29 protein-coding genes are annotated in these 24,959 nt (G+C 70.5%); 20 read left to right on the plus strand and 9 right to left on the minus strand.

The genetic code is table 11. The features are described 5' to 3' along the window. Positions 1-275: 275 nt before the first annotated feature. Both JJ685_RS18025 and JJ685_RS18030 read left to right on the plus strand, forming a co-directional pair. Positions 276-581, plus strand: a complete 306-nt coding sequence (locus JJ685_RS18025) for a hypothetical protein (RefSeq protein WP_201675700.1) — start codon at positions 276-278, stop codon at positions 579-581. A gap of 94 nt (positions 582-675) precedes the next feature. Continuing rightward, a complete protein-coding gene (locus JJ685_RS18030; RefSeq protein ID WP_201675701.1) occupies positions 676-891 on the plus strand; it encodes a YgaP family membrane protein in 216 nt (71 codons plus the stop codon). 26 nt (positions 892-917) lie between these two features. Here JJ685_RS18030 and JJ685_RS18035 read toward each other — a convergent pair whose 3' ends face one another. Beyond that, complete coding sequence (locus JJ685_RS18035) at positions 918-1,067, minus strand: hypothetical protein (RefSeq protein WP_201675702.1); 150 nt, start codon at positions 1,065-1,067, stop codon at positions 918-920. A gap of 42 nt (positions 1,068-1,109) precedes the next feature. After that, the gene (locus tag JJ685_RS30130) at positions 1,110-1,241 is read right to left on the minus strand and encodes a hypothetical protein (RefSeq protein WP_269117417.1); all 132 of its coding nucleotides are present in this window, start codon (positions 1,239-1,241) and stop codon (positions 1,110-1,112) included. A 197-nt stretch (positions 1,242-1,438) separates the two neighbouring features. Here JJ685_RS30130 and JJ685_RS18040 point away from each other — a divergent pair, with 197 nt between their 5' ends. Further along, positions 1,439-2,578, plus strand: a complete 1,140-nt coding sequence (locus JJ685_RS18040) for a DSD1 family PLP-dependent enzyme (protein WP_201675703.1) — start codon at positions 1,439-1,441, stop codon at positions 2,576-2,578. Positions 2,579-2,798: 220 nt separating this feature from the next. Here JJ685_RS18040 and JJ685_RS18045 read toward each other — a convergent pair whose 3' ends face one another. Next, the gene (locus JJ685_RS18045; protein ID WP_201675704.1) at positions 2,799-3,932 is read right to left on the minus strand and encodes a hypothetical protein; all 1,134 of its coding nucleotides are present in this window, start codon (positions 3,930-3,932) and stop codon (positions 2,799-2,801) included. A gap of 318 nt (positions 3,933-4,250) precedes the next feature. On the opposite strand from JJ685_RS18045, the gene JJ685_RS18050 reads away from it, so the two are divergent. From JJ685_RS18050 to JJ685_RS18070, 5 genes are all read left to right on the plus strand, one after another. Next, positions 4,251-4,565: a hypothetical protein gene (locus JJ685_RS18050; RefSeq protein ID WP_201675705.1), complete on the plus strand. Its 315-nt coding sequence runs from the start codon at positions 4,251-4,253 to the stop codon at positions 4,563-4,565. Next, entirely contained in the window at positions 4,562-4,726 is a 165-nt protein-coding gene (locus tag JJ685_RS18055) for a hypothetical protein (protein ID WP_201675706.1), read from the plus strand. The genes JJ685_RS18050 and JJ685_RS18055 overlap by 4 nt, the downstream gene beginning before the upstream one ends. 203 nt (positions 4,727-4,929) lie before the next feature. After that, positions 4,930-6,138 carry a diaminopropionate ammonia-lyase gene (locus JJ685_RS18060; RefSeq protein ID WP_201675707.1) on the plus strand — a complete coding sequence of 403 codons (1,209 nt, stop codon included), beginning with the start codon at positions 4,930-4,932 and terminating at the stop codon, positions 6,136-6,138. A gap of 62 nt (positions 6,139-6,200) precedes the next feature. Then, the gene (locus JJ685_RS18065; protein WP_201675708.1) at positions 6,201-6,779 is read left to right on the plus strand and encodes an NHL repeat-containing protein; all 579 of its coding nucleotides are present in this window, start codon (positions 6,201-6,203) and stop codon (positions 6,777-6,779) included. Between the two features lie 43 nt (positions 6,780-6,822). Further along, positions 6,823-8,007 carry a M20 aminoacylase family protein gene (locus JJ685_RS18070; protein WP_201675709.1) on the plus strand — a complete coding sequence of 395 codons (1,185 nt, stop codon included), beginning with the start codon at positions 6,823-6,825 and terminating at the stop codon, positions 8,005-8,007. A gap of 359 nt (positions 8,008-8,366) precedes the next feature. On the opposite strand, the gene JJ685_RS18075 is transcribed toward JJ685_RS18070, so the two are convergent. Next, complete coding sequence (locus tag JJ685_RS18075; RefSeq protein WP_201675710.1) at positions 8,367-9,200, minus strand: IclR family transcriptional regulator; 834 nt, start codon at positions 9,198-9,200, stop codon at positions 8,367-8,369. 102 nt (positions 9,201-9,302) lie between these two features. On the opposite strand from JJ685_RS18075, the gene JJ685_RS18080 reads away from it, so the two are divergent. The 10 genes from JJ685_RS18080 (at position 9,303) to JJ685_RS18125 (ending at position 19,368) form a co-directional block, all read left to right on the plus strand. Further along, positions 9,303-10,259 (plus strand): MBL fold metallo-hydrolase, encoded by a 957-nt coding sequence (locus JJ685_RS18080; protein ID WP_201675711.1) that lies wholly within the window; start codon positions 9,303-9,305, stop codon positions 10,257-10,259. Between the two features lie 47 nt (positions 10,260-10,306). Continuing rightward, the gene (locus JJ685_RS18085; RefSeq protein ID WP_408015478.1) at positions 10,307-11,281 is read left to right on the plus strand and encodes a Bug family tripartite tricarboxylate transporter substrate binding protein; all 975 of its coding nucleotides are present in this window, start codon (positions 10,307-10,309) and stop codon (positions 11,279-11,281) included. A 2-nt stretch (positions 11,282-11,283) separates the two neighbouring features. Further along, positions 11,284-12,606: a fumarylacetoacetase gene (gene fahA, locus JJ685_RS18090; protein ID WP_201675712.1), complete on the plus strand. Its 1,323-nt coding sequence runs from the start codon at positions 11,284-11,286 to the stop codon at positions 12,604-12,606. Between the two features lie 257 nt (positions 12,607-12,863). After that, positions 12,864-14,039: a 2-hydroxyacyl-CoA dehydratase gene (locus JJ685_RS18095; protein ID WP_201675713.1), complete on the plus strand. Its 1,176-nt coding sequence runs from the start codon at positions 12,864-12,866 to the stop codon at positions 14,037-14,039. Positions 14,040-14,051: 12 nt separating this feature from the next. Then, on the plus strand, positions 14,052-15,404 hold the full coding sequence (locus tag JJ685_RS18100; protein ID WP_201675714.1) for a 2-hydroxyacyl-CoA dehydratase subunit D: 1,353 nt from the start codon (positions 14,052-14,054) through the stop codon (positions 15,402-15,404). Next, entirely contained in the window at positions 15,401-16,213 is an 813-nt protein-coding gene (locus JJ685_RS18105; protein WP_201675715.1) for an acyl-CoA dehydratase activase, read from the plus strand. Before JJ685_RS18100 ends, JJ685_RS18105 begins: the two co-directional genes overlap by 4 nt. Before the next feature lie 9 nt (positions 16,214-16,222). Beyond that, a complete protein-coding gene (locus JJ685_RS18110; protein ID WP_201675716.1) occupies positions 16,223-17,200 on the plus strand; it encodes an acyl-CoA dehydratase activase in 978 nt (325 codons plus the stop codon). A 28-nt stretch (positions 17,201-17,228) separates the two neighbouring features. After that, a complete protein-coding gene (fdxA, locus tag JJ685_RS18115) occupies positions 17,229-17,555 on the plus strand; it encodes a ferredoxin FdxA (protein ID WP_201675717.1) in 327 nt (108 codons plus the stop codon). 28 nt (positions 17,556-17,583) lie between these two features. Further along, positions 17,584-18,027, plus strand: coding sequence for a hemerythrin domain-containing protein (locus tag JJ685_RS18120; RefSeq protein WP_201675718.1), 444 nt, complete (start codon positions 17,584-17,586; stop codon positions 18,025-18,027). Positions 18,028-18,075: 48 nt separating this feature from the next. Then, entirely contained in the window at positions 18,076-19,368 is a 1,293-nt protein-coding gene (locus JJ685_RS18125; RefSeq protein WP_201675719.1) for an NnrS family protein, read from the plus strand. 35 nt (positions 19,369-19,403) lie between these two features. Here JJ685_RS18125 and JJ685_RS18130 read toward each other — a convergent pair whose 3' ends face one another. From JJ685_RS18130 to JJ685_RS18140, 3 genes are read right to left on the minus strand one after another with little or no spacing between them, the layout of a single operon-like run. Continuing rightward, positions 19,404-19,613 (minus strand): DUF2783 domain-containing protein, encoded by a 210-nt coding sequence (locus tag JJ685_RS18130; RefSeq protein WP_201675720.1) that lies wholly within the window; start codon positions 19,611-19,613, stop codon positions 19,404-19,406. Next, positions 19,610-21,232 carry an FAD-dependent oxidoreductase gene (locus JJ685_RS18135; protein WP_201675721.1) on the minus strand — a complete coding sequence of 541 codons (1,623 nt, stop codon included), beginning with the start codon at positions 21,230-21,232 and terminating at the stop codon, positions 19,610-19,612. The genes JJ685_RS18130 and JJ685_RS18135 overlap by 4 nt, the downstream gene beginning before the upstream one ends. 8 nt (positions 21,233-21,240) lie before the next feature. Next, the gene (locus JJ685_RS18140; protein ID WP_201675722.1) at positions 21,241-21,777 is read right to left on the minus strand and encodes a VOC family protein; all 537 of its coding nucleotides are present in this window, start codon (positions 21,775-21,777) and stop codon (positions 21,241-21,243) included. A gap of 153 nt (positions 21,778-21,930) precedes the next feature. Between JJ685_RS18140 and JJ685_RS18145 the strand changes: the two genes are divergently transcribed. Beyond that, a complete protein-coding gene (locus JJ685_RS18145) occupies positions 21,931-22,371 on the plus strand; it encodes a MarR family winged helix-turn-helix transcriptional regulator (RefSeq protein ID WP_201675723.1) in 441 nt (146 codons plus the stop codon). An 18-nt stretch (positions 22,372-22,389) separates the two neighbouring features. Here JJ685_RS18145 and JJ685_RS18150 read toward each other — a convergent pair whose 3' ends face one another. Then, positions 22,390-22,842, minus strand: a complete 453-nt coding sequence (locus JJ685_RS18150) for a universal stress protein (protein ID WP_201675724.1) — start codon at positions 22,840-22,842, stop codon at positions 22,390-22,392. A 128-nt stretch (positions 22,843-22,970) separates the two neighbouring features. On the opposite strand from JJ685_RS18150, the gene JJ685_RS18155 reads away from it, so the two are divergent. Next, positions 22,971-24,035, plus strand: a complete 1,065-nt coding sequence (locus JJ685_RS18155; RefSeq protein WP_201675725.1) for a hypothetical protein — start codon at positions 22,971-22,973, stop codon at positions 24,033-24,035. A gap of 49 nt (positions 24,036-24,084) precedes the next feature. On the opposite strand, the gene JJ685_RS18160 is transcribed toward JJ685_RS18155, so the two are convergent. Then, a complete protein-coding gene (locus tag JJ685_RS18160) occupies positions 24,085-24,876 on the minus strand; it encodes a helix-turn-helix domain-containing protein (protein ID WP_201675726.1) in 792 nt (263 codons plus the stop codon). Positions 24,877-24,959: the final 83 nt, after the last annotated feature.

A 24,959-nucleotide genomic window follows, 5' to 3' on the forward strand; every position in this document is an offset into this window, starting at 1 on the left:
GCGCTCCCGCAAGAACGTGGCGGTCGTCCGGACGGACGGTTGCCGCGCCGGCCGGCTTCAAGGCAGCGGGATGCCCGTGAACGTCTTGCTTCCCACCACCGTGCCCGTGAACGCGGGCTTCCCACTACCGGCTTCGCCGGACGCCGGTCCGGCCCGCACGGAGGCGCCGTTCTTGCGGGGCATCAACTTCGGCCGCGCGGCCGCGACCATAGTGGAACCGGGCCCGGCGTTCCGGACCCGCGTGCAATGCATCGATCAACGAACCGGGAGATCCCATGAAGCGACTGCTCTTCACACTGGCGGCGGCGATCCTGCTGGCCGGCAGCGCGTTCGCGGCGGGTCCCGGCGAGGACAAGGCGGCGCCCAGCACGACCGCCACCTCCGCCGAGAAGGCCAGCGCCAAGGCTGCGCGCAAGGCGGACGGCAAGACGGTCGCCCAGGCCTCGCAACCCGGCGACGACCGGCCCGCGAGCGCCTCGAAGAAGGCCAGCAAGTCCGAACGCCAGGCGGCGGCGGCCCAGCGCAAGACCGAAGGCGCGAAGGTCTCCAGGCAGCCGAAGGAGGCGACCGGCCCGAACTGAGGCGCACGCGCGCATGGGCGCTGCTTGATGCGCAGCAAGGTACCCTGCGCATGACGGCCTATCTTGAAGGTGTCACCATCGCAAGGAGTGGGTCATGCGCAGGTTCGACCGGGAAAACATGGGCGCAGTGGACCAGTGGCTGCGGCTTGCCACCGGATTCGTGCTGCTGTTGCTGGCGGCCACGCACCTCATCGGCCCCTGGGGCTACATCGGCCTGCTGCCCATGGCGACGGCCATGTTCCGTTGTTGCCCGCTGTACCACGCGCTGGGCATCCACACGGGGCGTCGGCACCATCACCACCGGCACTAGCGTGGGCCCGGCCCGCGCCCGGCGGATCAGGGCGCGTTCGCGTAGCGGTAGGTCTGGCATGCGCTGCTGGCTTCGACAGCGCAGGGAGAGTTGCTGCTGGCCGGCACGGCGGCGGCGGCGCAGCCAGCCAGGTCCAGCAGCACGGCCAAGGTGGCCGCGGCCAAGGCGATCTTCATGTTGTGTTTCCTTCGATGCGGCGCCCGGCAGTCCTCCGGGGGCTACCGGGTGCCGGTGTAGCGCTCCATCTGGCACTGGGTGCTGTGGGGCGTGGCCGTGCACGGGTCCGGAGGCTGCATGTCGGCGCACGCGGCCAGCGCGAGAAGAAGAACGAGACTGGAGATCCTTCGCATGGGAGCCCCCCTTTCGCAAGCGGTGCCATGATGCGACGCGCCGGGCCTGGCCTGCGAGCGCCGGGCCAACCTCCCTGCCGCCATCAGGGTCGGAAGGGGTCCGGCCCCGCGAAGGGGCGCGGCGGGTGGCCCGCAACGGGCGCGGCGGGGGCGGGCCCATTAAAGTCGAAGCCTGACATGCGGCAAGGCAAGTCGAAATGACGCGAGCGATCACGACGACCCTGGAAACCCCGGCGCTGCTGCTGGACGAGGCGCGCATGGAGCGCAACATCGAGCGCATGCGCCGGCAGGTGCAGCGGCTGGGCGTGGCCTTCCGCCCGCACGTGAAGACCTGCAAGTGCCTCGACGTGGCGCGCCGCATCATGACCAGCCCGGAGGGGCCGATCACCGTATCGACGCTGCTGGAGGCCGACTACTTCGCCGAGCGCGGCGTCAAGGACATCCTGTACGCCGTGGTCATCGCGCCGAACAAGATGGACCACGTGCTGGCCTTGCAGGCGCGTGGCGCGCGCATGTCCATCATCCTCGACAGCGTCGAGTCGGCGCTCGGAGTCGGCCAGCGCCTGGCTGGCGGGTCGTCGGGTGTCCGCGTGCTGATCGAGGTGGACTCGGACGGCCATCGCTCGGGTGTGAAGCCCGACTCGCCGGACTTGCTGGCGGTCGCCCGCGCACTCGCCGAAGGCGGCGTGGAGGTCGGCGGCGTGATGACGCATGCCGGCGCCTCCTACGAGTGCCGCAGCCCCGAGGCGCTGCGCGCCATGGCGGAACAGGAGCGCGCCGCCGTCGTGCTCGCCGCGCAGCGCCTGCGCGGTGCGGGCTTCGCCTGTCCGGTGGTGAGTGTCGGCTCGACCCCGACCGCGCTCTTCGCGCAGCACCTGGAGGGCGTGACCGAACTGCGCGCGGGCGTCTACGTGTTCTTCGACCTGGTGATGGCCGGCATCGGCGTCTGCGCCGTCGACGACATCGCCCTGTCGGTGCTGGCCACGGTGATCGGCCACCAGCGCGAGAAGGGCTGGACGCTGCTGGACGCCGGCTGGATGGCGATGTCGCGCGACCGCGGCACCGCGGGCCAGCCGGTGGACCAGGGCTACGGCCTCGTGTGCGACCTCGAAGGGCGACCTTTGGGCGACTACATCCTGGTGGGCGCGAACCAGGAGCACGGCATCATGGCCCGCCGCTCCGGCGCCGGCTCCGATCCGCTGGAACTGCCGGTTGGCCGGCAGGTCCGCATCTTCCCCAACCACGCCTGCTCCACGGCGGCGCAGTTCGGCGCCTACGAAGTCGTCGACGCGAAGGGGCAGGTGAAGGGCCGCTGGCAGCGCTTCAACGGCTGGTAGGCTGGCTCATCGGCCGCTCCAGCGAGAGCAGCTCGGCGTCCCGCGCGTGGCAGGACACCATCCGGAGATGCAGGAGCGGCTCGAGCGCTGCTGGAGCCGGCGCATCAGGGCCTCGGCCCGTTGATCGCCGGCGCCTGCACCCCTCCGCCTTGCAGGGCCCCCTGGAGCGGTGTCAGCGCGGAGGTCAGCACGCGCGATCCCGTGAGCTGGCCGCTGCTGTTCAGGTCAGCTCGATCAGCGCGCCGCTGGTGTCGCGCACCACCCGCACCAGCTGGCCGGCGGCGTTGGTGCCTTGCTGCAGCACCGGCAGGTCCAGCAGGCGCGCCACGGCGCGCGAGGACAGCAACTGGCCCGTCTGGTCCAGCGTGTGTTCGACGATGTTGCCCGTCGCGTCCACGGTCCGCGTGACCGTCTGCCCCAGCGTGTTGACGGTCTGCGCCAGCACGCCTCCCGGCTGCAGCGCGGTGTTGGCGATGCTGCCCACCGTGCCGATCGTGTTGTTGGCGATGCCGCCCACCGTGCCCACCGTCTGCGACACCACGCCGCCCGGCTGCAGCGCATTGTTGGCGAGTCCGCCCACCGTGCCCACGGTCTGCGACACGACCCCGCCGGGCTGCAGCGCCGTGTTGGCGACGTTGCCCACCGTGTTGACGGTGTTGTCCACCGTCGACAGCAGCCGCTCCACGATCTGCGGGTTGTGATCGAGCAGCCCGATCGTCGTGTTCACGATCTCGCGCACGTTGTCGAGGCGCACGATCAGCAGCGCGCTCGCCTGCACGCCGTCGATGTCGAGCTCCACCTTCTGGATGCCCGCGTCCACGCCGGCCGTGAGCTTCACGAGGTTGCCCACGCGCGCGTCCAGCGACACGTGCGCGGTGAGGTTCTCCACCAGCAGCCGGATCCGGTCGACGGAGACGTTGGGGATGTCCAGCAGCACGTCGGGCGGCGCATCCCCGACGGGATCGGCAGGACGGAAGCGGCTGGGGACCGGCCCGCGCACCGAGGGCGGCAGGCTGCGGTCCACCTGCGTGACGATGCCTGCATTGCGGTTGCCGCGGGCGACGGGGGCGGCGCGCGGCGGCGGGGATGCGGAGGCTGCGCGGGCCGGCGGGCGCGCCGCCGCCGTGCCTGCGGCCCTTGGCGCGGTGGGTGCCGCGGGTGCGGCAGGAGCGGCGGGTGCGGTCGGTGCCACGCCGCTCGCGGCCGTTTGCGGGGCCTGCGCGGCCTGCGTCGGCTGCGGCGTCGCGAGGCCCTCGGGCCCGGCAGCCCCGCCGGGCTGCGCGCCGGCCCCGAACGCCGTGCACAGCACGGCGAGCAGCGCGGACGAGCGCGCCTTCTCGTTCTTCTGATCCATCACTCTCCCCTTGCGGTGCGACCCGGCACGACGAGCGCTGATGCCATCGCTCGGGCGCCTTGCAATTCGAGGACGGGGGACTTGCGACGGTCAACGACGAAAGCCCGTAACAGACTGCGGCCGGGCGGGTAAGACGTGTGTCGCGGTGTGAAGTAACCGCCCGGCGGCTGAGGCACACCGGCCATAAGCTCGGCAGCCCCATTCCCGGTACGACTGACCTATGTCAGCCGCTGCAACGCACGCCGGCAGGATCATTGGTGCCAGATACTGCGAACGGACACCCCGGCCGCAGCCTCGGAGCATCAAGGAGTCCACACAATGGCACGCGCCGCCCACCTCACCTATCCCGCCCCCGTCCTCGCCGGCACCCGCCCCGCCCGCGCCAACCACACGATCAGCCGGGCCACCGCCCTCGGGGCTTGCCTGTTCCTGCTGTCGGCAATCGGTTCCGTCCTCGTGCGCGCCGCTGGCCGCGCGCAACTGGCCTGTGCCGGCTGGGCGGAAAGGCGCCGCGAGCGCGAGGAAGACCGCAAGCTGTGGGAACTGGCGCTGAGCGATTCGCGCGTGATGGCGGATCTCGTGGCCCTGAGCCAGCAGACGTCGGGTGAAACCGCACGCATCTTCCTGCGGTGATCCCCTTACCCGCCCGCGTCCACAGCTACCTCGTTGGCCTGATCGGGCGGGCGGTCAAGCTCTTGCCGGCGTCGCTGCGCGGCGCACTGGACGCCTGGTCGCGCCGGGTGGCGCACGAGCGCGCCCTGCGCCGGCAGAACGGCCCGCGCAAGAAGCGCTGAAGCGCTCCGGCCAAAAAAAAAGCGGCCGCTCGCGCGGCCGCTGGATGCCCTCAGATGGAGGAGGAGGAAGAGGGATCGAAGGGATCTGAGGGGTGAAGTGATGGTGCATTCGCGGCCGCGCGATGCCTAGGCCCGAAGGTGCCGTTCGCGCGCTACCCAGGTATCGAGTTGGCCCGGATGGCCGCAGCACAATGGCGGCCACGATGGACACGCTCTTCATAAACCAAAACGCCGGTCGCAGCACGTACCCTGGGGAGCTCTCGCGCATCCTGTCCATTGAAGGCGCGCGCGAATGCCGCCGCTGGCTCTGCGGTTGGGAACTGCTGTCCCCGCGGCCGACGCCGCTGCGCACGCTGCCGGGGCTGGCGGCACGGCTCGGGCTGGCGCAGGTCTGCATCAAGGACGAATCGGAGCGCTCGCCCCTGGGCAGCTTCAAGGCGCTCGGTGCGCCGGCTGCCCTGCTGAGGCTGGTGCTCGAACGGCTGCCCGAAGCTCGCGCGCGACCCGAAGACGTGCTGGCGGGGCGCTTTGCCCGTCCGCTGGCCGACCTGGTCGTGACCAGTGCAACCGACGGTAACCACGGGCGCGCCCTGGCGGCGGCGGCCCGCAGTGCCGGCTGCCGCTGCGTGATCGTGCTGCATGCGCACGTGAGCCCGGAGCGCGAAGAAGCCATCGCCGCCTACGGCGCGCGCATCGTCCGCATCACCGGCGACTACGACGCATCGGTGCGCGAAGCCGACCGGCTCGCGCGCGAGAACGGCTGGCAGGTCGTCTCCGACACCTCGTACCCGGGCTACGAGGCGATCCCGCGCGACGTGATGCAGGGCTATGCCGTGATCGCGGACGAACTGCGCGGGCAGCACGAGGGCGAACCGTTCACGCACGTCTTCCTGCAGGGCGGCGTCGGCGGGCTCGCGGCCGGCATGGCCAGCTATCTGTGGGAGCAGTGGGGCGCGAGCCGTCCGCGCTTGATCGTGGTGGAGCCGCGGCAGGCCGACTGCCTGCTGCAAAGCGCGCGCGCCGGGGCGCCGGCCCGGGCCAGCGGCAGCGTCGATTCGGTGATGGCGGGTCTCGCCTGCGGCGAAACGTCCCCGTTGGCGTGGCGCTTCCTGCAGCCGTGCGTCGATGCCTTCATGACGGTCTCCGACGCGCAGGCCGTGGAGGCGATGCGCCACCTGGCCGAGGGCCGGCACGGCGACGTGCCCATCCTGGCAGGGGAGTCCGGCGCGGCCGGCCTGGCAGCGCTCCTTGCCCTGCACGGCGCGCCCGGGTGGGAAGCGCTCGCCCTCGATGCGCGTTCGCGCGTGCTGCTGCTGAACACGGAAGGTGCGACGGCGCCGACGCTCTACGCGTCCCTCGCCGGAAGCGATCCGTCCGACGTGCTGCGCCGCCAGGCCGCCTGGAACCGCTGAGCCAGGGACTTGTCCCAGGCGTCCAACCGGCGCAGCATGGACCCCGCACAAGGGAATGCGACATGACTGGGCTCATCTCCGGACTGCTGCGAAGCGCCTGCGCCGCGGGCCTGCTGGCCGGCTGCGGCGGCGGCGCGGACGGGCCCGCGCTACCGCAGGCGGCGAGGCCCTGCGGCGCCGACGCCTGCGTGAGCACCGTGGCCGGCTCGGGCGAATTCGGCACGCTCGACGGCCCGGCCACGACGGCGCAGTTCTTCATGCCCCATGCAGTCGCCGTGGACGACTCCCTGCAGCTGCACGTGGCGGACTACGGTGGCAGCAACCAGACCCGGCTGGTCGCCGGCGGGCTCGTGTTCACGCTGGCCGAGGATCCGATCGACTTCCCGCATCCGGGCGACGTGGCCACCGACGCGGCCGGCAACAGCTACCTTGCCGACCTGTACGGCCACCGGATCCTCAAGCGCACGCCCGAAGGAAAGACCTCCGTGCTGGCCGGCACGGGCCAGTCGGGCGACCAGGATGGCGACGGCGCATCCGCCAGCTTCAGCCTGCCGGCGGGACTCGCAATGGATGCGCTCGGCGCGCTCTACGTCGCCGACATGGGCAACCGGAAGATCCGCAGGATCACCTTGCCGCGTTGAAGCAGCCCAGGGCCGCGCAGCCGGCCGCTAAGATCGTCCGGACATGCCCTCTCCCCCGGACCTCGGCCCCCATCTCGGCAAGCTCATCCAGTTGCGGCGCGACCTGCACGCGCATCCCGAACTGAAATTCGAGGAGACCCGCACGGCCGACCAGGTGGCGGCCTGGCTGCAGGCGCTCGGGCTGCCGCTGCATCGCGGCATGGGCGGCACCGGCGTGGTGGCCACCCTGCGAGGCACGGGCCCCGACGCGGCGGACCCCGCGCGCGCCATCGGCCTGCGGGCCGACATGGACGCGCTGCCCGTGCAGGAAGCGAATGCCTTCGCGCACGCGAGCGTGCACCGCGGCCGCATGCACGCGTGCGGACACGACGGCCACACGGCCATGCTGCTGGGTGGGGCGACGCTGCTCGCGCAGCGGCCGGACTTCAACGGGACGGTGCACTTCATCTTCCAGCCGGGCGAGGAGGGTGGGGCGGGTGCGCGCCGCATGATGGACGACGGCCTGTTCGAGCGCTTTCCGGTGCAGGCCGTGTACGCCCTGCACAACTGGCCCGGGCTGCCAGCAGGCCAGATGGGCGTGCGGGTGGGCCCCATCATGGCCTCGGCCAACCGCTTCGAGGTGCGCATCCGCGGCAAGGGCGGGCATGCGGCCCAGCCCCACACGACGGTGGACCCGATCCCCATCGCCTGCGCCATCGTGGGCCAGTTGCAGACGCTCGTCTCGCGGGCCGTCGATCCCTTGGACAGCGCGGTGCTCACGGTCGCGAAGATCGAAGCCGGCACCGTGGAGAACATCATCCCCGAAGAGGCCGTCATCTACGGCACCTGCCGCATGCTGGGCCGTGCGACGCTGGACCTGCTGGTGGAGGGCCTGGAGCGCATCAGCACGCACGTGGCGCAGGCGCACCGGGCGAGCGCGGAGGTGCTGATCAAGCCGGGCTACCCGACGACCGTCAACCATCCCCGCGAGGCGCGCTTCATGGCGCGCGTGATGGCGGCGGTGGCGGGCGAAGGCCAGGCGCACGCCGATGTGCCGCCGGCGATGACGGCGGAGGACTTCGGCTTCATGCTGGAACGGGTGCCGGGCGCCTACGGTTTCATCGGCAACACCCCCGCGGGCCAGCCGGGGATCAACCTGCACCATCCCGCCTACGACTTCAACGACGACATCCTCGGCTTCGGCGCGAGGTTCTGGGACCGGCTGGTGCGCGAGTGGTTCGCGGCGTGAAGCGGGGTCCCGCGGAGCGCGCTCAGCGGCCCAGAGAGTGCTCGCACTCGTGCGGCATCGCGTCGAATCTCGCGCAGCTGCTCAGGGTGGCCGGGTCCCGCGCCGCTCGCATGGAAGGCGATGCGGTTCCGCGCACGCTGGTGGACTCCGGCTTCGAGATGGGGCCACCGCCCTCGGTCGCGCACCCGCAGAGTGCGAGCACTGCAACAGCCAGGGGAACTCCGAATCTCCGTGCGAGGCGCATCACAGACCTCCGTTCCCCGACAGCAGGGATGACGAAAGAATACGGGGTGCCCCGCAAGGGTCAAGTGGACTCTTGGGCCTAGAAGGCCCGATGGACGGCCCGGCCCGGGTGTTCTTCACCGGCTCCCAGGCACGCCCTTGCCGCCGAGGCGGCGGGTGATCGCGGCCGTCGCCTCGCGCAGGGCCCGCGCTCCGGCGCCGTTCCAGTCTCCCTGCAGGCGATCCTCGTGGTCCAGCGCCGTGAGCACCACCGCGCAGTGGCCCTCGTGGTCGAAGGCGGCGGCGCTGAAGGCATTCACGCCCGGGATGGGCCGGCCCACCGCACGCGCCACGCCGTGGTGCCGCACCTCGGCGATCACTTCGTCGAGCTCCTTGCGCCAGTTCTTCGCGCCGGCCGCGCTCCCCCCGACTTCCTGCCCCGGCGCCAGCGTGATCGCGCGTTCCAGCTGTTCGACCGGCAGGGCGGCCGCGAAGGCGCGCCCGGTGGCCGTGCCCAGCACCGACATCACGCTGCCGAGTCGCAGGACGACGTGCAGCGGCTGCTGCGCCTCGAACAAGCGGACGATGGTCGGACCGAAGTTCCCCCACACCGCGATCGCCACGGCATGGCCGGTGCTCCGGGCGAGCTCCTGCGCCACGGGCACGGCGGCCTTGAGCGGGTCGAGCTGGTGCAGGCACGCGAGGCCGATCTGCAGCGCCGAGGCGCCGAGCGCGTAGTAGCCGCTGCCGGGCTCCTGTTCCACCAAGCCCAGGCGCTGGAAGCTCACGAGATAGGGATGGGCCCGCGACGGCACGAGGCCGGCGCGCGCGGCCAGCTCCTTCAGGGGCAGCGGCCCCGGGCTTTCGGCCAGCGCGAGCAGCAGGCGGCCGCCCACTTCGATCGATTGCACCGCACGGCGGCTGTCTTCGCCTTCTTCGTTGGCGGGCTGGTTCCTGGCAGGTAAGGGCATGTCCCTATTTTGTTCATTGCAAACGCGTTTGACAACCATGGTCCGCGCGGCATAATCCTGCAAACGGATTTGCAATCCGCAAATCAGGACCACCGACCGAACATGAGCACCAAAGCCTTTGCCTCCCACGCCGACCTCGAAGAGAAGAAGGTCAGCTTCGTCCAGCTGTCCCCGAACGCCTATGCGTACACCGCGGAGGGCGACCCCAACACCGGCGTGATCGTCGGCGACGACGCGGTGATGGTGATCGACACCCAGGCCACGCCGGTGATGGCGCAGGACGTGGTGCGCCGCATCCGCGAAGTGACGGACAAGCCGATCAAGTACGTGGTGATGAGCCACTACCACGCGGTGCGTGTGCTCGGGGCCTCCGGCTACCAGCCCGAGCACATCATCGCCAGCCGCGACACCTACGACCTGATCGTCGAGCGCGGCGAGCAGGACAAGGCCAGCGAGATCGGCCGCTTCCCCCGCCTGTTCCGCGCCGTCGAATCGGTGCCGCCGGGCCTGACCTGGCCCACCATGACCTTCGAGGGCCGCATGTCCGTCTGGCTGGGCGACCTCGAAGTCCAGCTGCTGCAGCTCGGTCGCGGCCACACCAAGGGCGACACGGTGGCCTGGCTGCCGGAGCAGCGCATCCTGTTCTCGGGCGACCTGGTGGAATTCGACGCCACGCCCTATGCCGGCGACGCCTACTTCAAGGACTGGCCGCAGACGCTGGACAACATCGCGAAGCTGGAGCCGGTGGCGCTGGTGCCCGGGCGCGGCGCCGCGCTGACCACGCCGAACCAGGTGCGCGAGGGCCTCGCCGGCACGCGCGCCTTCATCAGCGATGTCTACGCCGCCGTGCAGGCGGGCGTGAAAGCCGGCAAGGACCTCAACGCGGTCTACCGCGACGTCTACGCGAAGCTCAAGCCCAGGTACGGCCACTGGGTGATCTTCGACCACTGCATGCCCTTCGACGTGACCCGCTGCTACGACGAGGCCACGCAGTACCCCGACCCGCGCATCTGGACCGCCGAGCGCGATCAGCAGATGTGGGCCGCGCTCGAGGGCTGAAGCCCCGTCCCGCGCACCTTTCACACTACCCGTTGGAGACAGAGATCGTGAACCTGAAGAACCTTTCCCGTCGCACCCTCCTGGCAGTGGCCGCGGCGGCCGCCGCGCTGCCCGCTTCCCTGCTGGCTCAGGACGCCCGCCCCATCGAGTGGGTGGTCGGTTATGCCGCCGGTGGCGGCTCCGACGCGGTGGCCCGTACGGTGGCGGAAGCGATGGGCAAGGCCCTGGGCCAGCCGATCGTGATCAACAACAAGCCGGGCGCGGCGACCAACATCGCGGCGGCCTACGTGGCCAATTCGAAGGACACGGGCCACATGCTGTTCACCGCGGACTTCGCGACGCTGGCCGCCAATCCCTGGCTGTTCCCCAAGCTGCCGTACAACGCAGAGAAGGACTTCATCCCGGTCGGCATGCTGGCGCGCTTCCCGCTGCTGTTGGTCGTGTCGCCCAACGTGCCGGCGAAGAACTTCAAGGAATTCCTCGCCTGGGCGAAGACGCAGCCGACGGTCAACTACGCCTCGGCCGGCGTCGGCAGCCCGCACCACCTGGCGACCGAACTGTTTCGCGAGCGCACCGGCCTGAAGCTGCAGCACGTGGCCTACCGCGGCGCCGCGCCGGCGGTGCAGGACCTGATGGGCGGCCAGGTCCCCTTCGGCCTGATCGACACGGCCAGCGTGCAGCAGTACGTCGCCGCCGGCAAGCTGCGCGCCCTGGGCGTGGCCAGCCCGGCGCGCCTCGCGACGATGCCCGAGATCCCGACGCTCGCCGAGCAGGGCCTGGCCGACTTCAGCGCCTACGCCTGGCAGGGGCTGGTGGTGCCGGCCGGCACGCCCGCCGAAACCGTGGCGAAGTACAGCAAGGCGCTGCAGGCCGCGCTCGATTCGACGCCGGTGAAGGCGCGCTTCCAGACGCTGGGCCTCGAAGCCCTGCCCGGCACGCCGCAGCAGATGGCGACGTACACGCGCCAGGAGCGCGATCGCTGGGGCAAGCTGGTGCAGTCGGCCGGCATCAAGCTGGATTGAGCATGCGCATCGACGCCACGCACGATCCTGCGCTGCGCAGCTGGGTGGCTTCGGCCAACGACCCGGCCGGCGACTTCCCGATCCAGAACCTGCCCTTCGGCCGCTTCCGCCGCGCCGGCTCCAACGAGCCGTGGCGCATCGGCGTGGCGATCGGCGACCAGGTGCTGGACCTGCACGCGGCGCGCGCGCACGCCACATGGCCGGCGGAACTCGCACCCACGCTGGACGCCCTCGCGGCCGGCGACCTCAACGCGCTGATGGCCGCCGGCGCCGTGCCGCGGCGGGCGCTGCGCGCGGCGCTGTCGCAGGCGCTGGCCGAAGGCAGCGCGCAGCAGGGCGCGCTGGCGCGCTGCCTCGTGCCGCAGTCCGCGATCGAGCTGACCGTGCCCTGTGCGATCGGCGACTACACCGACTTCTACACGGGCATCCACCACGCGACCTCGGTCGGGCGCCTGTTCCGCCCCGACAACCCGCTGCTGCCCAATTACGAGTGGGTTCCGATCGGCTACCACGGCCGCAGTTCGTCCATCGTGGCGAGCGGCGCGCCGGTGCGCCGTCCCCTCGGGCAGACCCGGGCGGCCGACGCGCAGCGGCCCACGTTCGCGCCGTGCCAGCGGCTGGACTACGAGGTGGAACTGGGCTTCCTGGTGGGCCCCGGCAATGCGCTCGGCGAGCCCGTCGGGATCGAGGCGGCCGAGGACCATCTGTTCGGCGTGACGTTGTTCAACGACTGGTCTGCGCGCGACGTGCAGGCCTGGGAATACCAGCCGCTCGGCCCTTTCCTGTCGAAGAATTTCGCCAGCACGATCTCGCCCTGGGTGGTGACGATGGAGGCGCTCGCGCCCTTCCGCGCGCCGCTGCAGCGGCCGGCCGGTTCGGCGCAGCCCCTGCCTTACCTCGATTCGCAGGCGACGCGCGAGCAGGGCTCGCTGGCGGTGCGGCTGGAAGCCTGGCTGCAGACCGGCGCCATGCGCGCCGCCGGCGAGGCGCCCGTGCGCCTGTCGCAGGCGCGCGCGGACGAGGCGGCGTTCTGGACGCCGGCGCAGCTGGTGGCGCACCACACCGTGGGCGGCTGCAACCTGCAGCCGGGCGACCTGTTCGGGTCGGGCACGCTGTCGGGCCCGGGGCCGGAACAGGCCGGCTCGCTGCTGGAGCTCTCGCGGGGTGGCAAGGAGCCGGTCCGGCTGCCGAACGGGGAAACGCGTTCGTTCCTGGCCGACGGCGACACGCTGATGCTGCGTGGCGTGTGCGAGCGCGACGGCTTCCGGCGCATCGGTTTCGGCGACTGCGCCGGGACCATCGTCGCGGCGCCGGCCACGGCCTGAGTTGGTATTTCTCCTTCCCCTTCGGGGGAAGGTCGGGATGGGGGCGCCTGCGGGCGCCCTTGTCTTTTTGCGCCGCGGAGTGCCCCCACCCCAGCCCTCCGCCGGAGGGGGAGGGCGCAAGAGGGACATGTGGCGCACGGGGCGCTTCAAAGGTTCATCCCGTCTACATCTTTGATCCAGATCAACAACCAACACGCCCCATTGTTTTGCAATAGACGCATTCCGGTACTGAAATACCAATTTAGGTGGAGCAAGACATGGAGACACAAGGAGCGAACCCCGAGGCCGGGCTGGACGAGATCCTGGAGTACTGCAACACCCTCAGGCAGTCGCCGCCGCCCGCGGACGACGCGCTGCCGGCAGGATTCACGGGCACCCTCGGTCACTTCCCCGTCTATTTCCCCGAGGAGATCGCGCACGCGGCGGGCCTGCTGCCCGTCAACGTCCTCGGCGGCGGCAACAAGCTGGAGCTCAAGCACGCGGACGCCCACATGGGCTCGTTCATCTGCTCCATCTGCCGCTCCACGACGGAGATGGGGCTGAACGGCCAGCTGCAGGGGCTCAAGGGCTTCATCACCCATCCGATCTGCGACGCGGCCAAGCATCTCGCCGGCATCTGGGCCCGCAACGTGCCGGACCAGCTCGCGCAGATCCTGTACCTGCCGCAGAACCCCAACACGCCCGGCGCGGTGCGCTTCGTCGCCGCGGAGTACCAGCGCCTGCGGGGCGAGCTTGAGCGCCGGTCGGGGCAGGAGGCCAGCGACGAAAAGCTGCGCGCCAGCCTCCGCGCCTACAACCGCAATCGCGCGCTGGTGCGCGAGCTGTACGCGCTCCGCCGCGACGAACCCTGGAAGGTGAGCTGCACGGAGTCCTACCTGCTGGTGCGGGCGCGCACCCGCATGGCCTGCGAGGCGCACAACACGCTGCTGGAGCGCGCGCTGGAGGGCATCCGGGCCCGTCGCCGCGCCGCGCAGGACAAGCCGCGGGTAGTGTTCGTCGGAGGCTTCTGCGAGCAGCCGCCGCTGGAGATGCTGGAGGCGATCGACGACAACTGCTACGTGGTCGACGACGACCTGCTGATCGGCCTGCGCTGGATCACGGGCGACGTGCCCCTCACCGGCGACCCGATCTGGGCGCTGGCCGAGAGCTTCGTGCAGCGTTCCGCGGCCAGCCCGGTGCAGCACGACGAGCGCAAGACCAAGGAAGGCTACCTGATGGAGATGCTGGCCTCGAGCAAGGCCGAGGCGGCGATCGTCACGGCGGCCAAGTTCTGCGAGCCCGGCCTGGACGAACAGGTGGCCTGGTCCAAGCACTTCGACGAAGTCGGCGTGCAGTACCTCGTGCTGGAGTTCGAGGAAAAGATGACCTCCTTCGAGCAGATGGCGATGCAGCTCGAGACCTTCGCCGAATCCCTCCTCTTCGCCACCGCCTGACCGGAGCCGTCCATGACCACCGAAATGCTCGAACGTCCCGCGTCGCAGGCACCCGCCGACGAATTCAACCCGATCCAGGAGGGGCAGCGCCTGATGAAGGCGTGGTACGCCGACCTCGAGAAGGCCAAGGAGCGCGGCCAGAAGGTCGCCAACGTGTTCGTGATGGGCAATGCCATCGAGATCCTGCGCACCTTCGACTTCCAGCTCGTCTTCCCCGAGATCAATTCGCTGCAGACCGGCGTGAAGAAGGTTTCCGAGGAGTACCTGCGCGAGTCGGAGGACTACGGCTACTCGCCCGACGTGTGCTCCTACGTCAAGGCCGACGTGGGGCTGATCCTGCGCCAGCAGAAGCATCCCGCGGGCACGATCCCCCACGCGGACATCGCCATCACCTCGAACATGTGCAGCACGTTCATCAAGTGGGGCGAGATCTGGGAGCGCATGCTCAAGACGCCCACCTTCACGCTGGACCTGCCCGGCCAGCGCGGCTCGAACTGGCAGGTGCGCCGCGGCGATGCCCAGCACATGGCCGACTCGCAGTGGGTCGAGTCGCAGTTCCGGGACCTGATCATCCGGTGCGAGAACATCACCGGCAAGCGCTTCGACCCCGAGAAGCTCGCGGTGGTCCAGGACCGCGTCAACCGCATGGTCTACCACTGGAACAACGTGATGGCGCTCAACCGGGTCTGCCCGGCGCCGTACAACGCGATGCTCGACGGTTTGACCTACATCGGCATCATGAACGTGTACCGCGGGACGGAGGAGGGCGTCGAGTACATGCGCCGGCTCGAGGAGCAATTGCGCGCCAAGGTCGCGCGCGGTGAAGGCCGTGTCAAGGAGGAGCGCTTCCGGCTGCTGTTCTCCGGCACGCCCTGCTACGTGTCCATGCGCCGGCTGGTCGAACTGTTCGAGTCCTGGGGCGGTGTGTTCGCCTATTCCGACTACCTCACGTTCGCCGCCGGCGGCATGGATGCCGGCGAAATGGTCTACGACACTGCCCGCCCGCTCGAGAGCCTGGCCGAGATCTCCGCCCTGGCGGCGCAGCGGGGCCTGTCCAACCAGTTCTTCGCCCACGAGCGGCTGGCGCAGCAGATCCGCGAATACGACGTCGACGGCGTCGTGTTCCACGGCATCAAGAGCTGCCGCTTCGTCTCCTCCGGCATGGCCGACACGCGCAACTACCTCAACCAGCGCATGAACATCCCCAGCCTCTATGTGGAGTCGGACCTGATCGACCCGCGCTACTGGTCCGACGCCCAGATCAAGAACCGCGTCGACGCCTTCTTCGAGTCGCTGCACCAGCGCGGCGGCCCGGCGCCTTCGGCCCGCGCGCAGGCCGCCATCGCCCAGGGGAGCCAGCCATGAGATACATCGGCGGAGTCGATGTCGGATCCACCCAGACCAAGGCGGTGATCATCGACGAGGAAGGCCAGGTCGTCGGGCGCGCGCTCCTCGACATGGAAACCAGCATGGTCACGATCGCCCAGGATGCCTTCCGCGCGGCCCTGGCCGACGCGGGCCTGCAGGAGGCGCAGGTGGCGCGCATCGCGAGCACCGGCTACGGGCGCTACAACGTGTCGTTCGGCCACCAGCAGGTGACCGAGATCACCTGCCACGCGCGCGGCGCCGTCTCGCTGTTTCCCGGCACACGCACGGTGATCGACATCGGCGGGCAGGACACGAAGGCGATCGCCGTCAAGCCCGACGGGCAGGTGGCCGACTTCACCATGAACGACAAGTGCGCCGCCGGCACCGGGCGCTTCCTCGGCGCGGCGTCGTACGCGCTGGAGATGCCCCTGGGCGAACTCGGGCCGCTGGCGCTGAAGTCGCAGAACCCGGTGCGCATCACGACCACCTGCACCGTGTTCGCCGAGTCCGAGATCATCAGCCACCTGTCCAAGGGCATCCTGCCCGAGGACGTGCTCATGGGCGTGCACCAGGCGATCACCAGCCGCTGCGTGTCGCTGGCGCGCCGGGTGGGCGTGCACTCGGAAGTCACGTTCACCGGCGGCGTGAGCCGCAACGTGGCGATGGTCAAGCTGCTGGAAGACGCGGTGGGAATGAAGATCAACGTGAGCCCGGACGCGCACTTCTGCGGCGCCCTGGGTGCGGCGCTGTTCGCCCGCGACCACGTGCTGGCGCAGGCCGCCGAACCGACCGCGGCCACCGCCTGAGGAGGAAAGATGATCTACGTTGTTGGACTCGACATCGGATCGACCTACACCAAGGCGATCGCGCTCGACGGCGACCGCAAGGTCGTGGGCACCGCCGTGCGGCGGACCGGATTCAAGCTGGCGCAGGCTTCCGAAGCGGTCTTCGAGGACCTGCTGGCGAACGCCGGCCTGCAGCGCGGGGACGTGACCTACGTCGGCGCGACCGGCTACGGCCGCTACACCGTCCCCTACCGCCATGCGCAGATCACGGAACTGACGGCGCACGCACAGGCGGCGGTGCACCTGTTCCCCGACACCCGCACCATCCTCGACATCGGCGGCCAGGACATCAAGGCCATCAAGGTCGACGAGCAGGGACGGGTGAAGGCCTTCCGCCTGAACGACAAGTGCGCGGCCGGCACCGGCGCCTTCCTCGAGAAGACCGCCCGCTACCTGGGCCTGACCACGGAGGACATCGGCCCCTACGCGCTGCGCTCGACCGCGCCCAAGGCGATCAGCAGCGTCTGCGCGGTGTTCGCCGAGTCGGAAGTGATCAACCACCTGTCCAACGGCATCCCCGCCGAGGACATCATGATGGGCGCGATGGTCTCGTTGGGCGGGCGCGCGATCCAGTTGATGCGCCGCGTCGGCCTGGAGCCGGGCTACATGCTCACCGGCGGCATGACGCGCAACGAGGCGATGGTGAAGGCGCTCGAGGAGGCGCTCGGCGAGAAGTTCCACGTCGCGCCGAACGGGCTCGGCCAGCTCAATGGCGCCTACGGCGCGGCCTACCTGGGGCTGCGGCGGGTGGAGAAGCTGCTGGCCGAGGGCAAGCCGATCCCGCCCACGGCCGCCCAGCTCGGGCAGGTCCAGGGGACCCAGACCGTGCGGCGCTGGTCGGCGATGGCCGCGACGCGCAGCCGCTTCGAGCCCTGCGCGGGCCCCGGCGAGTGCCCGGTGGTCGTCGTCAAGAAGGCACCGGCGCCAGCGGAGCGGGCCACCGCCTGAGGATGTTCGCGTCAACCTGGAGGGCCCCATGACCCACGTCGTCACCGAAGCGTGCATCAACTGCAAGCACACCGACTGCGTCGAGGTGTGCCCCGCCGACGCCTTCCGCGAGGGGCGGAACTTCCTGGTCATCGATGCCGACACCTGCGTCGACTGCATGGCCTGCGTCCCCGCCTGCCCCACCAACGCCATCTACGCGGACAGCGACGTCCCCGCCGACCAGCGCAAGTTCATCGCGCTGAACGCGGAGCTCGCGCGCGACTGGCCGAGCATCGTGAAGCGGCGCGACCCCTTGCCCGATGCGGCGCGCTGGGCGGGCGTCGCCGCGAAGTTCGACCAGCTGCAGCACCCATGACACGGCGCGCGGCAGACGGAGGACCACGATGGAAACGATCACCAGCTTCATGCAGCAGGACCACGTCGTCATCGACGGGTTCGCCGGGCGCGCCTTCCAGGCCGCCGCCGCGCGCGACTGGAACGCCCTCCAGCGGGAAGGGGGCGAATTCCTGCGCCGCCTGCGACGCCACATCGACATGGAGGAGACCGTGCTCTTCCCGGCCTTCGAGCAGCGCACCGGCATGGTGGAGGCTGGCCCGAGCCGCCAGATGCGGATCGAGCACCAGCTGATGCAACCGGTCCTCGCCGGGATGGAGCGGGCGGTGACGGAGAAGGACGGTGCCGGCTTCCGGCACGGCGTGAAGGCGCTGTTCGACCTCCTGCAGCCGCACAACGTGAAGGAGGAGCAGATGCTGTACCCGATGCTCGACGAGTCCGGGCGCGACGCTGCGCACGCGCTGCTGCTGAAGGTGAAGGCGATGGCCGTCTGAGGGGGCGCATCGGCGCGAAGCGGTGGCGGCCGATCCTACAATCGCCGCATGCCTCCCGGCCGCGTCGAGATCGGCACCCCCGCGCCGGACAGGCCCTCCCGGCCAGGGAGGTGGAGTGCCGCGCTGCTGCTGTCGGCGCCGCACAAGTTGTGCTTCTTCTGGGCCGGGGTCCAGTGGGGGCTCGCCGCCCTGTGGTGGGCCGCTGCCCAGTTCGCGCAGGCCTCGGGCATGGCCTGGCCCTGGCGGGTTCCTCCGACCGCCGCCCACGGCCTGTGGTTCGGCCTCGGACCCATGCCCCTTTTCATCGCCGGCTTCATGTTCACCGCCGGTCCGCGCTGGCTGCGCCGCCCGCCGGTCGAAGCGCGCGCGCTGCGCATGCCGGTCGCCGTGTTCAGCGCGGGCTGGGCTGTCGCCGTCGCCGGCTTTCACGCAGGCGCGGCACTGGCGGCGCTCGGAATCGGCCTGGCCGCACTCGCGTGGAGCCTGCTGGCGATTCGCATGCTGCGCCTGGTGGCCGGCAGCACGGAGGACGACCGCCGGCACGCCGGGATCGTCGCTGCCGCGGCGGTGGCGATCCTCGCCGCCCTCGCCGCGGCCGCCATCGCGCTGGCCCTGGAACGGCCGGACGCGCTGGGACCGATCGTGCGCGCAGGGTTGTGGTGGGGCATCGCCCTGGTGTTCGTGGTCGTCTCGCACCGCATGCTGCCCTTCCTGGGCGAAGGGGCCTGGGCGCGGCTGGATGCGCGCTGGCCGGACTGGCCCTTGTGGACGCTGGCGTCGGTGCCCGTGGTGCAGGGCACCGCCGCGCTCGCCGTTCCCTGGCTGGAAACGCAGCCGGCCCTGCGCTGGCTGGTGGCGGCCCACCTGGCCATCGCGGCCGCCTTGAGCCTGCGGCTGTCGCTGCGTTGGCTGGGCAGCGCGCCCCTGAAGCAGCCGATGGTGGCGATGCTGTTCCGGCCCCTGCTGTGGTGGGACGCCGCCTTGTGCCTGTTCGCTTGCGCCTGGCTGCCGGTGATGGACGTGGCGACCGCAGCCCGTTTCGGCACGGCGGCCCTGCACGCGCTCACGCTGGGCTACCTGGGTGGGACCATGCTCGCCATGGTGACGCGGGTCAGCGCCACCCACAGCGGCCGCGCGCAGGCGATCGATGGCGTCGCGCGTCGGCTGCACGGGCTGCTGCAAGCCACCGTGTTCGTCCGCGTGCTGGCGGCCTTGTGGCCCGCGGCGGGCGCCATCCTGCTGCCGGTCGCGGCGGCCGGGTGGCTGGCAGTCGCCGCAACGTGGGCGCTGCGGCACGGCCGCTGGCTGGGGCAGCCCCGGGCGGACGGCCGCCCGGGGTGAGCCACCCCGGCCCTCCCGGGGAGAGAGCGGTCGACCTACGCGGCAGCCGCGCGCGAACCCGCGCGCCGCGCGACCTCCATCGCCTGCGTCAGCACCGCGCGGTCGCCCACGTGGTTGGCCAGCACGAGCAGCAGGCGGGCCTGGAACAGCGTCGCCTGTTCTTCGTCGAGGTCGCGCTGCATGCCGATCAGCTCCTGGTAGAAGTCGTCCGGATCGGGAATGTTGGGTTGGAGCTGGAGCGTCATGCGGCCTCCTTCAGGTTGCAGGCGCGCGCCAGCGCGGCCCGGATGCGGGTGGGATCGAAGGTACGCCAGCGCGCCGCGACGTGGCGGTCGGGCCGCAGCAGGTACACGGTGCCGGGCTGCGCGTCGTAGCGCTGCGCCAGCAGGCCCTCGGCATCGCTGAAGTCGCGGCCCACGCACACCACCTGCGCGCTGACGTCGCCCACGCTCACCTGCGCGGCCGGCGCCTCGGGCGCGAACACCAGCAGCGAGAAGCCCGCGGGCAGCTGGTTCAGGAACCACAGGTTCTCGCCGCGGCGCTTCACCGGCGCGTCGGCGCAGTTGGTGCCGGGACGCATCGCGCCCGCGAAGCCGTCCTCGTCCGGCGTGTTCAGCGAAGACTGCACGTAGGGCGTCGGAGTCGACAGCCGGCCGCTGTTCACGAGCTTGCGCGCGAAGGGGTGTTCCTCCGCCAGCTGCAGCACCGCATCGCGCAGCGCGCGGCTGGCGCGGCTCTTGGGCGTGATGAAGTCGGTGGAGCGGGTGGAGTTCAGCAGGTTGTCGTCGGCCGCGAAGGCGCGCTCCTCGTGATAGGTATCGAGCAGGGTGGCGGGCGCCTGGCCATCGAGCACCAGCTTGAGCTTCCAGACCAGGTTGTCCACGTCCTGGATGCCCGTGTTGGCGCCGCGGGCGCCGAAGGGCGAGACCTGGTGCGCCGCGTCGCCGGCGAACAGCACGCGGCCATAGCGGAACTCGTCGATGCGGCGGCAGGCGAACTGGTACACCGAGACCCATTCGAGCTCGAACTCCACGTCCTTGCCCAGCATCGCCTGGATGCGCGGGATGACGTTTTCCGGCTTCTTCTCTTCCGCCGGGTCGGCGTCCCATCCGAGCTGGAAGTCGATGCGCCAGACGTTGTCGCACTCGCGGTGCAGCAGCACGCTCTGGCCGCGGTGGAAGGGCGGGTCGAACCAGAACCAGCGCTCGGTCGGGAAGTCCGCCTTCATCACCACGTCGGCGATCAGGAAGCGGTCCTGGAAGAACTGGCCGGTGAACTCGGCACCGACCATCTTGCGCGTGTCGCTGTTGGCGCCGTCGCAGGCGATCACCCAGTCGGCCTCCAACTGGAAGATGCCGTCCGGGGTTTCCAGCGTGAGCCTGGCATGGTCGGCTTCCTGCACCAGGCTGATCAGCTTGTGCTTCCAGCGCAGGTCCACCAGCTCGCTCTTTCCGCAGGCCTCGACCAGGTACTCCTCCAGGTAGTACTGCTGCAGGTTGATCATCGCGGGCATCTTGTGCCCTTCCTCAGGCAGCAGGTCGAACTGGTAGACCAGGTCGTCGTGGAAGAAGACCTTGCCGACCTTCCAGTTCACGCCCCGGCGCACCATGGCCTCGCCCACGCCGAGGCGGTCCCAGATCTCCAGGGGCCGCTTGGCGTAGCAGACGGCGCGCGAGCCGACGCTGACGGTGTTGTTGTCGTCCAGCAGCACGCAGGGGATGCCGCGGCTCGCGCATTCGAGCGCGGCGGTCAAGCCGATCGGGCCGGCGCCGACGATCACGACGGGATGGCGCCTGACCGTCCCGAGACGCTGTTCCTCGGACTGCCGGTAGGCGAACTCGGGATAGGTATAGGTCTTCTGCACCACGCCCCTCACTGCGCGAGTTCGCTTTCGTGCATCCACGCGGCGTGCTTGGGCGCGCGCTTGGTCTTCGACCACTCCTCCAGCATCTCCCACTTCACGTCGTCGAGCTGCTTCATCTGCTCCGGCGTCGCGCAGTCGAAGCACAGCTCGAGGCGATGCCCGTTCGGGTCGTAGAAGTAGATCGACTTGAAGATCGTGTGGTCGGTCACGCCCACCACGGGGATGCCGGCCGCCTCCAGGCGCGCCTTGGCCTCGAGCATCACCGCCTCGCTCTCGACCTTGAAGCAGATGTGCTGGACCCAGTCGGGCGTGTTCGGGTCGCGGCCCATCGGGGGCGAGTTCGGGATCTCGAAGAAGGCCAGGATGTTGCCGTTGCCGGCGTCCATGAACAGGTGCATGTAGGGGTCGGCCGCCTTGGTGGAGGGGACGCGGTCTTCGGCGATCGCGAGCACGAACTCCATGTTCAGGTACTTGCGGTACCACTCGACGGTCTCCTTGGCGTCGCGGCAGCGGTAGGCGACGTGGTGGATGCGCTGGATCTTCATCTTCGAACTCCTTCGATGGCCTTGGGTAGTAACGACGGTTACTATCCTAGCCGACCCGGTCGTTCCCGCAAGCGCTTTTTTCATAGGTGTAAACACCGATGCGACCGGCCGCCGCGCTGGCACGTGGTGGTAACACGAGCTACCATCTGGGGCATGGAGCTCGAGAAGTTCTTCCCCTACCGGATCGCGCTGCTGGCGGAGCAGGTCAGCCTGGCGACGGCGCAGGTCTACCGCACGCGCTTCGCGCTGGGTCGCGACGAATGGCGCGTGCTGGCGGCGCTGGCGCAGCAGGGCGAAGTCCGGGCGGCGGACGTCAAGGACCGCACCACGCTGGACAAGATGCAGGTCAGTCGCGCGCTGGCCCGGCTGGAGCAGGGCGGCCTGCTCGCCCGCTCGCCGGATCCGGAGGACGGGCGTGCGTGGCGGGTGCGCCTGCTGCCCGCCGGGGCGGCCCTGTATCGCAAGATCGTGCCGATGGTGCAGGCCCGCGAGGAATACCTGCTGTCGGACCTCTCTCCCGAGGAACGCGAGGCGCTGGCCAAGGCGCTGGAGAAGGTCGAAGCGCGGGCGCGCCAGCTCGCGCGCCAGGGCTGACGCCCCTGGCGCCTCGGTTCAGGCGATTGCCCGCGCCTCCGGACTGCGGATCGCCAGCACCGGCACCGGCGTGAGGCGCAGCACCTGCTCGGCCCCGCTTCCCAGCAGCGCGCGCTCGACGCCCCGGCGCCCATGCGTGCCGACGACCACGAGATCTGCCTCCCAGTTGCGGACTTCGTCGGCCACCACTTCGCCCAGCCGGCGTCCCTGCGCTTCGAGCATCCGGCAATCCGCCGGCACGCCGCTGGCCCGCGCGATCGCCATCGCGTCATCGAGTGCCTTGCCGCCGGCGTGCCGCGCGGTCGCGATGACCTGCCCCTGCGGATCGAATTCGGCGAGGTACGCCATTTCGTCCAGGACGTGGACCAGGCGCACGCGGGCCCCGCTCTCGCGGGCCATCTGCAATGCGGCGACGAGTGCGCGGACGGCCGTGTCGCTGCCGTCCACGGGCACGAGGATGCGCTGGTACATGAAGTCCTCCTCATGGATTCCTGCACTCAATCTAGGACCCGGCGACGCAGCGATGTTGATGCGCCACAAGGTCGGCGCCGCCGGGCCTCCTAGCCTGAAGAGGCGCCATTGCCGATCAGGAGGATTCCATGGCCACACGGACCCGTCGCCGCATTTCCACCGCACTGCAAACACAGGTGCTGCTCGTGTGCATTCCGCTGGCGCTCTCCGCCTGCGGCGGCGGGGGTGGCGGCGGGGGCGGCGGGGGAGCGGGGCTGCAGGCCGACCTGGTCATCACCCCGGCGAATGCGAAGCCCGTCGCCGCCGACGCGCTGGACAACGCGACCAACATCGATGCCGCGCGGGGCGGCAGCGAATTCATCCTCAGCGCGCAGGTCGCGCCCAATGCGCTCCCGGCGAGGGGCAGCGTGCCGCTCGTGGCCGCGGTCCGGGCGCTCGTGAGCAAGCGTGCCCCGGCCTCCGGCATGCCGATGGGCGTTGCGATCGAGAGAACGATGCCTTGCACGGAGGCAGGCTCGGTGCACGTCACGGGGGATGTTGCGGGCGACAGCGGCCTCGTGGCCGGCGACCACGTCACGCTCACGGCTTCGGGCTGCCGCGAATCAGTGGGCGGCGTCGCGACCATGATGTCGGGCGGCCTCACGCTCACGGTCGCTTCGGGCAGCATGCTGCCTGGCTCGCCCTTCCCGCACCACGTCGTGATGACGATCCACGCCGCCGGCTTCGGCGTCACCGCCGGCGGCGAGAGCAGCACCACGAACGGCGACATGGTGTTCGACCTCACCGAAACCAGCGAAAGCCAGGGCAACGTGGTGCTGACCGGGAGCTCGCTCGCCAGCAGCGTCACCACCGCGGGCGGCACCCGTTCGTTCACGATGCGGGACTATCGCCAGGCCGTCGCGTTCAGCAGCGGCAGCAACAGCTTCACCGTGACCGGTGACTTCGAGAGCCTCAACAGCCGCCTGGGCACGGCACCCGTGAACTACCGCGTGAGCACGCCGACGGCCATGGTCATCGCCGATCCCTCCGGCAACGTGACGGCGGGCAGCCTGCGGGTGGACGGCAAGCAGTCCGCGCTGCTGCTGTCGGTGACGGCCATCAACAGCTTCAGCCTGCAGGTGGATGCGAACGGCGACGGAACCTTCGAGACCGTCACCCCCACGACGCTCGAGGAACTGCGTTCGCTGCGTTGAGGGCAATGCGGGCCCCGGCGCTGCCCGGGGTCCGGTGGCGCCTCGAGCGTCACGGCAGGTCGGTCTCGAACTCCGCCCGCAGCGCGTCCAGGTCCGCCAGGTGGATCTGGCGCCGGCGCACGGTGATGAAGCCGCGCCGCGCGAAGGCCGAGAGGCTGCGGCTGACCGTTTCGAGCGTGGTGCCGAGATAGCTGCCGATCTCCGCGCGCGTCATGCGCAGCAGGAAATCGCTGGGCGAGAAGCCCCGCTCGCGCATGCGCTGCGACAGGCTCAGGAGGAAGGCGGCGACACGCTGCTCCGAATGCGTGTGCGCGATCAGCGCCAGCAGCCGCTGGTCGCGGACGAGTTCCGCACCGGCCAGGCGCAGCATCTGCATGCGCAGGCTGCGTTCCTCGGCGCAGGCATCGGTCAGCTGCGAGTAGGGCAGCGCGCAGGCTTCGGCGTCTTCCAGCGCGGTCGCCGTCGTGGGATGGCGGTTGCTCACGGTGGCGTCGAAGCCCATCACGTCGCCGGGCAGGTGGAAGCCCGTGACCTGGTCGCTTCCGCTGTTCAGCATCGCGGTGGACTTGAAGGTGCCGAAGCGCACCGCGTACAGGAACAGGAAACGCTCGCCCTCGCGGTAGAGGGCCTGCCCCTTGCGCACCCGCCGGCGGCCGATGGTGACGGCATGCAGGCAGCGCGCCTCGTGCTCGCTCAGGCCGGCGGGCAGGCAGCGCTGGCGGGCGCCGCAGCCCACGCACTGCGGAGCGGGGGCGGCGCGCGATGGCGTGCGCGCGGGCGCTGGCGGCAGTTGCGCGCCGCCTGCCGCCAGCACGTCGCGGCTGCTGGTGGTGAAGTCCATTGTGGTTCCTCCGCCCCTTGTGCTCCCATGGTGGGCGCGGGCGGCGCGGCTGCGCTATGTACTTGCACCTAGCCGGTGCAGGT

Source organism: Ramlibacter monticola (genome assembly GCF_016722785.1).
GTDB lineage: Bacteria > Pseudomonadota > Gammaproteobacteria > Burkholderiales > Burkholderiaceae_C > Ramlibacter > Ramlibacter monticola.

Coding starts and splice junctions, on each gene's coding strand:
- JJ685_RS18095 (WP_201675713.1), top strand. CDS start 12,864: ATGGAGACACAAGGAGCGAACCCCGAGGCCGGGCTGGACGAGATCCTG.
- JJ685_RS18065 (WP_201675708.1), top strand. CDS start 6,201: ATGACTGGGCTCATCTCCGGACTGCTGCGAAGCGCCTGCGCCGCGGGC.
- JJ685_RS18025 (WP_201675700.1), top strand. CDS start 276: ATGAAGCGACTGCTCTTCACACTGGCGGCGGCGATCCTGCTGGCCGGC.
- JJ685_RS18075 (WP_201675710.1), bottom strand. CDS start 9,200: ATGCCCTTACCTGCCAGGAACCAGCCCGCCAACGAAGAAGGCGAAGAC.
- JJ685_RS18045 (WP_201675704.1), bottom strand. CDS start 3,932: ATGGATCAGAAGAACGAGAAGGCGCGCTCGTCCGCGCTGCTCGCCGTG.
- JJ685_RS18060 (WP_201675707.1), top strand. CDS start 4,930: ATGGACACGCTCTTCATAAACCAAAACGCCGGTCGCAGCACGTACCCT.
- JJ685_RS18050 (WP_201675705.1), top strand. CDS start 4,251: ATGGCACGCGCCGCCCACCTCACCTATCCCGCCCCCGTCCTCGCCGGC.
- JJ685_RS18070 (WP_201675709.1), top strand. CDS start 6,823: ATGCCCTCTCCCCCGGACCTCGGCCCCCATCTCGGCAAGCTCATCCAG.
- JJ685_RS18140 (WP_201675722.1), bottom strand. CDS start 21,777: ATGAAGATCCAGCGCATCCACCACGTCGCCTACCGCTGCCGCGACGCC.
- JJ685_RS18145 (WP_201675723.1), top strand. CDS start 21,931: ATGGAGCTCGAGAAGTTCTTCCCCTACCGGATCGCGCTGCTGGCGGAG.
- JJ685_RS18110 (WP_201675716.1), top strand. CDS start 16,223: ATGATCTACGTTGTTGGACTCGACATCGGATCGACCTACACCAAGGCG.
- JJ685_RS18130 (WP_201675720.1), bottom strand. CDS start 19,613: ATGACGCTCCAGCTCCAACCCAACATTCCCGATCCGGACGACTTCTAC.
- JJ685_RS18030 (WP_201675701.1), top strand. CDS start 676: ATGCGCAGGTTCGACCGGGAAAACATGGGCGCAGTGGACCAGTGGCTG.
- JJ685_RS18105 (WP_201675715.1), top strand. CDS start 15,401: ATGAGATACATCGGCGGAGTCGATGTCGGATCCACCCAGACCAAGGCG.
- JJ685_RS18035 (WP_201675702.1), bottom strand. CDS start 1,067: ATGAAGATCGCCTTGGCCGCGGCCACCTTGGCCGTGCTGCTGGACCTG.
- fdxA (WP_201675717.1), top strand. CDS start 17,229: ATGACCCACGTCGTCACCGAAGCGTGCATCAACTGCAAGCACACCGAC.
- JJ685_RS18150 (WP_201675724.1), bottom strand. CDS start 22,842: ATGTACCAGCGCATCCTCGTGCCCGTGGACGGCAGCGACACGGCCGTC.
- JJ685_RS18080 (WP_201675711.1), top strand. CDS start 9,303: ATGAGCACCAAAGCCTTTGCCTCCCACGCCGACCTCGAAGAGAAGAAG.
- JJ685_RS18160 (WP_201675726.1), bottom strand. CDS start 24,876: ATGGACTTCACCACCAGCAGCCGCGACGTGCTGGCGGCAGGCGGCGCG.
- JJ685_RS18120 (WP_201675718.1), top strand. CDS start 17,584: ATGGAAACGATCACCAGCTTCATGCAGCAGGACCACGTCGTCATCGAC.
- JJ685_RS18100 (WP_201675714.1), top strand. CDS start 14,052: ATGACCACCGAAATGCTCGAACGTCCCGCGTCGCAGGCACCCGCCGAC.
- JJ685_RS18155 (WP_201675725.1), top strand. CDS start 22,971: ATGGCCACACGGACCCGTCGCCGCATTTCCACCGCACTGCAAACACAG.
- JJ685_RS30130 (WP_269117417.1), bottom strand. CDS start 1,241: ATGCGAAGGATCTCCAGTCTCGTTCTTCTTCTCGCGCTGGCCGCGTGC.
- fahA (WP_201675712.1), top strand. CDS start 11,284: ATGCGCATCGACGCCACGCACGATCCTGCGCTGCGCAGCTGGGTGGCT.
- JJ685_RS18040 (WP_201675703.1), top strand. CDS start 1,439: ATGACGCGAGCGATCACGACGACCCTGGAAACCCCGGCGCTGCTGCTG.
- JJ685_RS18125 (WP_201675719.1), top strand. CDS start 18,076: ATGCCTCCCGGCCGCGTCGAGATCGGCACCCCCGCGCCGGACAGGCCC.